At 54.0% G+C, this 7904-nt stretch carries 10 protein-coding genes; all 10 read left to right on the forward strand.

The features are described from left to right. Positions 1–875 (forward strand): head maturation protease, ClpP-related (locus tag AB5903_RS17265; RefSeq protein WP_368118074.1); only part of this gene is annotated, 875 nt, incomplete at its 5' end. Between the two features lie 7 nt (positions 876–882). Beyond that, on the forward strand, positions 883–2082 hold the full coding sequence (locus tag AB5903_RS17270; RefSeq protein ID WP_007562509.1) for a BACON domain-containing protein: 1200 nt from the start codon (positions 883–885) through the stop codon (positions 2080–2082). Between the two features lie 6 nt (positions 2083–2088). Then, positions 2089–2553 (forward strand): N-acetylmuramoyl-L-alanine amidase, encoded by a 465-nt coding sequence (locus AB5903_RS17275; protein WP_007562507.1) that lies wholly within the window; start codon positions 2089–2091, stop codon positions 2551–2553. A 15-nt stretch (positions 2554–2568) separates the two neighbouring features. Beyond that, complete coding sequence (locus tag AB5903_RS17280) at positions 2569–2958, forward strand: hypothetical protein (RefSeq protein ID WP_007562505.1); 390 nt, start codon at positions 2569–2571, stop codon at positions 2956–2958. 28 nt (positions 2959–2986) lie between these two features. Then, a complete protein-coding gene (locus AB5903_RS17285) occupies positions 2987–3466 on the forward strand; it encodes a hypothetical protein (RefSeq protein ID WP_368118075.1) in 480 nt (159 codons plus the stop codon). Then, positions 3432–3758 carry a hypothetical protein gene (locus AB5903_RS17290; RefSeq protein WP_224205180.1) on the forward strand — a complete coding sequence of 109 codons (327 nt, stop codon included), beginning with the start codon at positions 3432–3434 and terminating at the stop codon, positions 3756–3758. The genes AB5903_RS17285 and AB5903_RS17290 overlap by 35 nt, the downstream gene beginning before the upstream one ends. Then, positions 3755–4330: a hypothetical protein gene (locus AB5903_RS17295; protein ID WP_005798256.1), complete on the forward strand. Its 576-nt coding sequence runs from the start codon at positions 3755–3757 to the stop codon at positions 4328–4330. The genes AB5903_RS17290 and AB5903_RS17295 overlap by 4 nt, the downstream gene beginning before the upstream one ends. A 3-nt stretch (positions 4331–4333) precedes the next feature. Further along, the gene (locus AB5903_RS17300) at positions 4334–4822 is read left to right on the forward strand and encodes a hypothetical protein (protein WP_005798252.1); all 489 of its coding nucleotides are present in this window, start codon (positions 4334–4336) and stop codon (positions 4820–4822) included. A 38-nt stretch (positions 4823–4860) separates the two neighbouring features. Then, positions 4861–5067, forward strand: coding sequence for a hypothetical protein (locus AB5903_RS17305; protein ID WP_007562496.1), 207 nt, complete (start codon positions 4861–4863; stop codon positions 5065–5067). Then, positions 5064–7904 (forward strand): viral A-type inclusion protein (locus tag AB5903_RS17310; protein WP_368118076.1); only part of this gene is annotated, 2841 nt, incomplete at its 3' end. The genes AB5903_RS17305 and AB5903_RS17310, both read left to right, overlap by 4 nt.

A 7904-nucleotide genomic window follows, 5' to 3' on the forward strand; every position in this document is an offset into this window, starting at 1 on the left:
GCGGGGAAGTGTACAGCGGCATTGCGATATTCAACGCCCTGCGCCATAGCCAGGCCGACATCCGCATTTATGTGGATGGCATAGCCGCCAGCATGGCCAGTGTGATAGCCCTTTGCGGCAAGCCCGTAGAAATGAGCAAATATGCCCGTCTGATGCTGCACAGTGTGAGCGGCGGGTGTTACGGCAACAAGCAGGACCTGCAGCGTTGCATGGAAGAGATAGAAAGCCTGGAAGGCAGCTTGAGTGAAATCTATGCCGAGCGGCTGGGCATGAGCAAGGAAGAAGTGAAACAGACCTATTTTGACGGCGAGGACCATTGGCTGACCGCCAAGGAAGCCCTGGACCTTGGTTTCATAGACGACATCTATGATGCAGACCCCGTGCCGGCAGACAGTACACCGGCGCAGATATATACTTTATTCAATAACCGGCTCGTTGAGCCACAAAAAAACAGAGAAGACATGAATCTGGAAGACGTAAAGAAACGCCCGCGCTTCAAGGACTGCGCGAGTGATGCGGATGTGTTCCGCCTGATGGACCAACTGGAGGAAGAGGCAGGCAAGGTACCTATCCTTACGAAAGAGAACACCGACCTGAAGGCCAAGGTGAAGACCTACGAAGACAAGGCTGAAGCCGAAGACCTTGCCGCCCGCAAGCAGCTGCTTGACGCAGCCGAGCAGGACGGTCGCATTGATGCGACTACCCGCCCCATCTACGAAAACCTTTTGGCCAATGACCGCGAGAACGGCGAAAAGGCCCTGGCCCAACTGCCGGTAAAGCGCCGTGTGATGGAAGACCTGCATCTGGAACCGAATGGTGAAGAAAGCCCCTGGAACAGGCGTATGCGAGAAATTAAGGACAAACGTAAAAAGTGATTGAACTATGGCAATAATTGTAAGAAACACGAATTACAGCGGCGAGGTACTGGAACAGTTGCTGACGCTTGCCGCTACGAGCAATGAGATTGTGGAAAAGGGGCTGATCATGGTGATTCCCGGTGTGGAGAAGAAAATCAGCCTGCCGCGCCTGAAGACCGGCAAGATGCTCCAGAAGCGCAAGGAGAACCCCGGCGTGGAGGATTCGAAGGGCAACTTCAACTACGACGAAAAGAGTCTTGACCCGGTGGACTTCATGGCCTTTACGGTGTTTAACCCCCGCACGTTCGAGAACATCTGGCGCAAATGGCAGCCGAAGGGCAACCTGGTATTCTCGGAACTTCCGCCCGAAGCGCAGAACGCCCTGCTTGCCGAGTTGGCCAAGCGGGTACAGTTTGAACTGGGTGACCACTATGTGAACGGTGAATATGGGGATGATGACGACCACTTGTTTAACGGCATCCTGACCCAGATGGCCAAGGATACTGAGGTGATTGTGGTGGACAGCGCAGAATCGACCATGCTGGGCAGACTGAAAGCCATGCGTGCGAAGATTCCCGTGGCCATCCGCAACAACCCGGACCTCCGCATTCTGATGAGCGTGAACGACTTTGACAAGTATGATGACGAGCTGACCCAGCGCGAGTCCAAGAACACGAGCGAAACCGATGTGAATGCCCGTCGCTACAAGGGCATTACCATTGAGACGCTTGCGGCCTGGCCCGATGATCTGATTGTGTGCACCCTCTGTTCGCCCGATGCCGGCGGCAACCTGTTTGCGGCTGTGAACCTGCAGGACGATGAAGACGTGATTCAGATTGACAAGATCTCGAACGCGAGCGAACTGTACTTCTTCAAGATGCTGATGAAGGCTGACACGAACATTGCCTTCGGTGAAGAAGTGGTGGTGCTGGACAAGCGAAGCAACCCCGTGTTCAAGGCGAGCGAGAAGAAGATTTCAGTTGACCCTGCCAGTGTGACCCTTGAGGCAACCGGTGGCAGTGAAGAAGTGACCGTGACCGCCAGCGGAGAATATGAGATAGGCAGTGCCCCTGCCGGCTTCAAGGTGGAAGCGACGGATAAAGGCGTGAAGATTTCGGCCGGTGCAAACAGTGGCAGTCAGAAAACCGGTACACTGACCCTTACGCTCAATGCCGACCGCAGCAAGACGGCCAAGATTACCATTACCCAAAACCAGAAAGGATAAGATGGTATGGCAAAATTGAAGTATCTGGTAATTCACTGTACGGCAACCCCGGAGGGGCGTGAGGTATCATCGGCGGACATCCGGAAGTGGCACACTTCGCCCGTAAGCCAGGGTGGCAGAGGTTGGAAACAGGTGGGCTACACCGACCTGTTCCACCTGCAGGGCGGTGTGGAACGCTTGGTGAACAACAACGAGGATGCGCAGGTGGATCCCTGGGAAGTGACCAACGGAGCCAAGGGGTACAACAGCGTGAGCCGCCACATTGTGTATGCCGGCGGTGTGGCCAAGGACGGCAAGACCCCGAAGGACACCCGCACCGGCTGCCAGAAAAAGGCACTGGAGAAGTATGTGAAGGACTTCCATCGCAGATTCCCGGATGTGCGCATTGTGGGACACAACGAGCTGGCGGCCAAAGCCTGCCCCAGTTTCGATGTACAGAAATGGCTGAAAGAAATAGGTATTAACCAATAATAAAAGAAGCAATCAATGAAACGAATTATGCTGTTTATGATGCTGATGCTGGGAACAGTATCGGCTGTGATGGCCCAAGGGGCCGATGTTCCGGCAACGGACTATGACGCAATGATTGGCACCTTTGCCGGTTTCGTCGGCGGTGTGGTGGTGCTTACTGAAGGGTTGAAAGGTTTGTTCCCCAACATGAAAGGCTGGGTGACGCAGCTGGTGAGCTGGTGTGTGGGCTTGGTGTGCGCGATGCTACTGTGGTGGCTTGATGCCGGATTTGTGAGTGATGTGAGCTGGGACATTGCCTTGCTCTATGGTTTTGGTGCCTCACTTGTAGCCAATGGGGTAGCCGACACGGGACTGGTGCAATGGGTTATCGGACTATTCCGAAAGAAACGCGAGGAAGCAGAATAAAAGGTTGACTGACTAAAAAACGGGTGGTATGGACTTTAGCGAGATCATGAACATTATTCTTAGCGGCGGCCTTGTGGGCACTGTAGCAGCCATCGGTTCCCTGCGTGCTACGGTGAGGAAAGCGAAAGCGGAAGCGATGAAAGCCGAAGCCGACGCAGAGGGTGTGCGTGTGGATAACGCAGAACATGCCACCCGCGTTTTGGTGAGCAATATTGTGGTACCCTTAAAAGAAGAACTGAATGCAACAAGAAAAGACCTGCAGGCCAACAAGCGCGAAATGGCGCGACTGCGCAAGGCCATTGACACTGCCAACAGTTGCCGCCATCATGATGACTGTCCTGTGCTTGGCGGGCTGCGCAAGCAGCAGGAAGAGCACGACGGTGGAGAAGATACAGACGGAATCGGCAAGCACCGACAGCGCGAGCGGAAGCCGACGGGCGGGACTGGTGATGGCGGGTATACCGGCGAGTTCGGTGAAGCTGTCTATACCTGCGGACAGCCTCCGTAAACTTCCTGAAGGTGCCGTGTACCGTGGCAAGAGCGGACAGGCGAATCTGACCGTAGGCAGCGACGACAGCGGGAACATCGTGGCCGAAGCCTCGTGTGACAGTCTGCAGCAGCTGGTGCTATGGTATGAAGAAGAGCTGGCGCGCATCCGTAGCGAAACCAAGAGCGAAATTTCAAATGACGTTCAAACAGTAGAAAAACGCCCTCCGAACCGGATGCGGACGTTTATCACAGGTGTATTGGCCGGCTTATTGGCCGGTGTGTTATTAACCATCAAACTTTATAAACGATGAACAAGAATTTCATGTACGGCATAGGAGCCGTAAAGTATAAGGATTTCACAATCGGGTATATTGAAAAGAACTCGTTTGACCTGGGCGGCAAGAAACCCGAGGCCGCGAAGATCGAGGCCGAACAGGTGCAGGGTGCCCCGGTGCTGGTCATCCCACAGAGTAACGGCGGCATCGCCCCGACGTTCAATGTGATCCAGATGAACTATTCGAACCTGCACAAACTGCTTGGCGGCAGCCTGCATTATAAGAAAGAAGACTCGGAAAAGAAAACTCCGATCGGCTGGACAGCCCCGTCGGAGGTGCTTGTCATGCAGGGACCATGGGAACTCTCCCTCGTGTCCGGACAGAGCGTACTGATTCCCAACGCCACGCTGCTTTCCAATCCTGCAGGCAAGCTGACCCTTACAGAAACCTCCAAGATAGAGGTTACGCTCGAAGTGGCGATGCCGGAGGACGGTTCGCAGCCTTACGGCGTGTTCGATACGGAAGCAATACCGGACGAGTGGGGGCAGTACAAGCTGCCGCCGGCGGAAGCCGCGGCTGCAGCATCGCTCCAAAGTGAGGAGGGCTAACGTATGGCTGACCGTTTGGAACAACTGATAGAGATGGAGTGTGCGGACGCGCTGCTTGACAGCGGCGTGTCCGTACCTCTTAAAAGGTGGAAGCTTCCGTGGCTGAAACGCCCGGTGGAGGTGCGTGTGACGATGAAGCGTCCGAGGCTGCGGGGTCAGATTCTGCTGGCGCGGGAATACCTGAAGACGGGTGTCAAACCCGATTGGCAACCGAAGGACAAGACCGAGGAACTGGCCTTTGTGGCGGAGCATGGTAAGGCTGTGAGCCGCCTGCTGGCCTATACGGTATGCCGGGGATACGTGTCGCGGCACGTGGGCATCGGGGTGACAGCGTGGGTACTGCGGAACTTTGTGGAGTGGCGTTATCTGACGGCCATGTTCCGAACATTCGAGCGTCTGATGGGCACGAAGGATTTTATGCGTATTATCAGCTCGACAGCGCGGGCGAACCCGATGACTCCGAGACTGAGCCAGGCAAGGAAGGGGAGTTAAGAACCCGGTATGAAGGTTCCCATAGCCCTTTCGGCTTCGTGTGGCAGATTGCATCGGCGACCGGCTGGAGCGTGGATTACATCCTTGATGGGGTGAATTACCAGACGCTGATCATGATGCTGAGCGACGCGCCGCGGTATGTGCGGAAAAAGCAAGGCGGCGGAAACGGTGCTCCCAGACCGGAACACAGCGCCGAGGATGAAGCGAACGATATAGTAGGATTTTTTCAAAGCAAACTGGAATGAGCAAACCTGTAGAAGTTGAATTTTTGATGAAGGACAAACTCACGCCCGGCATGAACAAGGCCGAACGTGAGGCGCTGGAACTGCGTAATACCGTCAGGCTGCTGGAGGCTGAACTGGAAAGGCTGCGCCTTGCCGGGGAGACGGCTGCCCCCAATCTGGACCAGAGTGCCAATATCGCGCAGATCCATGCACTGGAGAAGCAGCTTGAGGAATTGCGCGGCAAACTGAAACTGCTGCAGGAGGAATCGGAATCCGTGCAGGTCACCCCTGCAGACATGCCCAATGCACAGCGCCAGTTCAACGGGCTTCACAACAGCATCCAGCAGATGGCCCGTGAAATGCCTTCTTTGGCCATGGGACCGCAGATGTTCTTTCTGGCCATATCCAACAACCTGCCGATTTTTACGGACGAACTGGCCCGTGCCCGTAAGGAATATGATGAGCTGCAGAAGTCAGGCAAGAAAGGCACACCGGTATGGAAACAGGTCCTGTCCTCGCTCTTTTCCTGGCAGACGGCCATGACCACCGGCATCATGCTGCTGGTAATGTACGGTGATGAAATCTGGGATTGGACGAAAAACCTGTTCAGTGCCAAAAAAGGCGTGGATGAATTCAACGTATCAGTCAAGGAAATGACCGAGATAGAGAAGGACGGCCGTGCCCAGATGGTGCGTACCCGCTTCGAACTGAAATCGGTCATCGATGAAATAAAGAACTTCACCGGCAGCAAGGAACAGGAAAAGGCGAAGGTAGAGGAACTGAACCGCAAGTACGGGGAATCTTTCGGGTATTATAAAACACTTTCCGAATGGTATGATACCCTTATCCAAAAGAGCGAGGACTATGTACAGGTCCTGCTGCACCAGGCCAATGTCCAGAACCTTGTAAAAAAAGCTGCAGAAGCCGATGAAGAGGTGAATAAAATCAAGGCGCAGAAACCGGAAGAGGCGGAAAGCGCCATGGGTTTTTTCGGGAAATGGGGACAATATATCATGCAGTCAAGCATGGCAGAATCCGGGCAGTTCTATGATGCACAGGCTGCCATTAAGAAACATGATCAGGAAGCTTATGACATACTGTTGAAAAATGCCGAAAACAAACGCGACGGTTATCTGAAAAAAGCGGAGGAAGAGGTAAAGAAAGCGGCAGAAGCAGCCAAAAAAGGAAATATCGGCGGACATACCGACCCCGAACAGTCCGGGAAGAATCCGGAAGCGGAAGCCAAGCAACGGCTTGCCACAGAGCGCAGGCTGGCGCAGGATCTTGCCGCCCTGCAGGCCGAGAACCGGAAGGAAGAGATAGACCGTATGCAAGCCGGTACCGAAAAGAAACTGGCACAAATCGAATATGACTATAACGCCCGGAAAGAAGAAATAAACCGGCAGGAAGCCGACTGGAAGCGTGAGAACAAGGAAGCCGGTCTTTCCACCGGAGATAACGGACTTACCCGGGAGCAACAGGATGAACTTGAAAAAGCCCGTGCCTCAAACACCGAGTCAAGGAAAAAAGCGGAGGCGGACGTGTACAGGGAAGAGGCGGAAGCCATGCGTGACTATCTGAAGGAATACGGGACCTTCCAGCAGCAGAAACTGGCCATCGCTGAAGAATATGCCGAGAAAATCCGCAAGGCACAGTCCCAGGGAGAAAGGCTGACTTTGGAGAAGCAGCGTGATGCGGCTGTGCACAAAGTGGACATGGAAGCCCTTACCCAGAAGATAGACTGGGGAGCAGCGTTCGGGGATTTGACCGGTCTGCTTGCAGACCAGATGAAGAACCTGCTTGGCGAGCTTAAACAGTATGTCAAGACGGATGAGTTCAAAAAAACGGGAGCCGCAGACCAGCAGGTCGTTTACGATGCCATCGAACGGATTCAAAGCATGCTCCCCGGTGGCAACGGGACATTGGATTTTGCCCGGCTGCAAACGCAGATGCACGCTTTGGGGGATGCCGTAACACGCGTGCAAAATGCGGAACTGCAGCAGGAAGCGGCATTCATTCGGTTAAAAGCAGCGCAGACCGATTACAACAAGGCTCTTGAAAGCGGTAACCAGGCAGAAATAGAACGTACTAAAATCGCTCTTCAAATGGCCCAATCGTCCAGCATTTCAGCTGACGAAGAATACCTGAACGCCACCTCTGAAATGAAGGCGCTTGCCGGGGAGGTGAAAAGTGCCTCCCGGGACACGGTTGACGGGTTGAACATGGTATCCGACGGGTTGCACGGCTTTGCGAGCGGAACCTTGCAGGGATCATTTGAAGGAATCCAGAACATGCTTACCGGTCTTTCAAAACTGAATATCGGAGGCAAGGTCGGCGATGCCATCAGCCGGATGTCCGAAACCCTGTCAAGTGCCGGAGTCATCGGACAAATCATATCGGCCATTCTCTCCATACTGGATTTGCTGAAAGACGGTATTGGCCCGATTATCTCATCATTGATAGATACCATTTTCAATGCGATAACCGGAATACTCGACAATATCCTCAGCGGAGACCTGTTCAAACAGATAGGCGGTTCCCTTGTGAATGGTATCGGAGGACTGCTGAACACGGTGTCTTTCGGAGGTTTCAACAAACTGTTCGGCATCGGCGGGAACGCCAGGGAAGTGCAGGCGGCTATAGACCGTCTTACGGACCGGAACGAGAAACTGCAGACTTCCATCGAAGACCTGACCGATACCATTAAGGCAAGCAAGGGGACAAAATCGGTGGAAGCTTACCGGGATGCTTACAAATACCAAAAAGAAACGAATGCAAACTATCTGCAGATAGCAAAGGAACAGGCACGCTACAGCGGAAGTCACCACAGCTGGAACTACTACTGGGGCGGTTTCAAC

Source organism: Bacteroides sp. 2201st1_D9_2201SCRN_220225 (assembly GCF_040928965.1).
Classification (GTDB): domain Bacteria; phylum Bacteroidota; class Bacteroidia; order Bacteroidales; family Bacteroidaceae; genus Bacteroides; species Bacteroides stercoris.